At 63.3% G+C, this 1,506-nt stretch carries 2 protein-coding genes; both read right to left on the bottom strand.

What is annotated here, in order from left to right; translation table 11 throughout:
* Positions 1-17: 17 nt before the first annotated feature.
* The gene (locus tag BGO16_RS06415) at positions 18-410 is read right to left on the bottom strand and encodes a DUF983 domain-containing protein (protein WP_292617763.1); all 393 of its coding nucleotides are present in this window, start codon (positions 408-410) and stop codon (positions 18-20) included.
* 219 nt (positions 411-629) lie between these two features.
* Complete coding sequence (locus tag BGO16_RS06410; protein WP_292617762.1) at positions 630-1,484, bottom strand: cytochrome c oxidase subunit 3; 855 nt, start codon at positions 1,482-1,484, stop codon at positions 630-632.
* Positions 1,485-1,506 lie beyond the last annotated feature (22 nt).

Here is a 1,506-nt window from a genome sequence, read left to right as displayed (position 1 = left end):
GCGATTTTTATGATTGTTCATTGGTGGTTTTGCCGGACGGGTCTGGCTTCTGCGGCGCCGTGGTGGAACTGGAGGCTGATCATGAGGGATTTCATGGCGCGGAGGGGCCAGAGGGTGACGGCGAGGATGAGCGGGATCCAGAGCGCGGCGTGGACCCAGAGCGGGGGCTGGAACTTGACCTCGACGATCAGGGCGGCGCCGACGACGATGAAGCCTGCGATCAGGATGATGAAGACGGCGGGCCCGTCTCCGGCATCGATGAAGGAATAATCCTGCTCGCATTGATCGCAGGAGGGGCGCAGCGTCAGGAACCCGGAGAACAGCTTTCCCTTGCCGCAGCGCGGACATTTGCAGGCGATGCCGCGCAGGATGGCCTGGGAGGTTGTTGCCCTGGCATGGAAATTGGACATCGGCTTTCCTCGAAGAGACTGGATCAGATCACGATTTTTGAGCGGATCGATCAAGCATCAACGTGATCGATCCCGATATCTTGAGAAGCGGGATGCGGGCGGAGACCCGCACCATTTGATCCTGATCCCGATCCTGACCCTCCCGCTCTCACAGGATCCGGAAGAGAAAAGGGCGGCCACGCGGCCGCCCTTTGGATGGTTCAGCAGGCGTGGTCCCGCTCAGTGGGCGGCATGCGCCATGGCTGCGGCGCCGTTGCCCCAGACGTAGATGCAGACGAACAGGAACAGCCACACCACGTCGACGAAGTGCCAGTACCAGGCGGCGAACTCGAAGCCGAGGTGCTGCGAGGGCGAGAAGTGCCCCGCATTGGCGCGGAACAGGCAGACGATCAGGAAGATGGTTCCGACCAGCACGTGGAAGCCGTGGAAGCCGGTGGCCATGAAGAAGGTGGCGCCATAGACGTTGCCGGCGAAGCTGAAGGCCGCGTGATGGTATTCGTAGGCCTGCACGCAGGTGAAGACGGCGCCGAGCGCGATGGTCAGGATCAGGCCCCACTTCAGCCCCCTGCGGTCGCCGTTGAGCAGGGCGTGGTGGGCCCAGGTCACGGTGGTGCCCGAGGTCAAAAGGATCAGGGTGTTGAGCAGCGGCAGGTGCCAGGGATCGAAGACCTGGGTGCCCTTGGGCGGCCAGACGCCGCCGAACAGCGCCGCGCGCGTCACGTGCACGGGATCGGCCGGGAACAGCGCGGAGTTGAAGAAGGCCCAGAACCAGGCGACGAAGAACATCACCTCGGAGCAGATGAACAGGATCATGCCGTAGCGATGGCTGATCTGCACCACGCGGGTGTGATCGCCCTTGTGCTCGGCTTCGCGGATCACGTCCGACCACCAGCTCGCCATGGTGTAGAGCACGCCGACGACGCCGATGCCGAAGATGATCGGCGCAGCTGCGGTCAGGTGGTGCATCCACAGGATGGCGCCGACGGCCATGATGAAGGCCGCGGTCGCGCCTACGATCGGCCACGGACTCGGGTCGACAAGGTGGTAATCGTGCTTGACTTGCGCCGTAGCCATTTGCGGTCTCTCTCCGTTAGCG

This window comes from Nitrobacter sp. 62-23 (assembly GCF_001897285.1).
Classification (GTDB): domain Bacteria; phylum Pseudomonadota; class Alphaproteobacteria; order Rhizobiales; family Xanthobacteraceae; genus Nitrobacter.
This window is presented reverse-complemented; position numbering and strand designations above follow the sequence as displayed.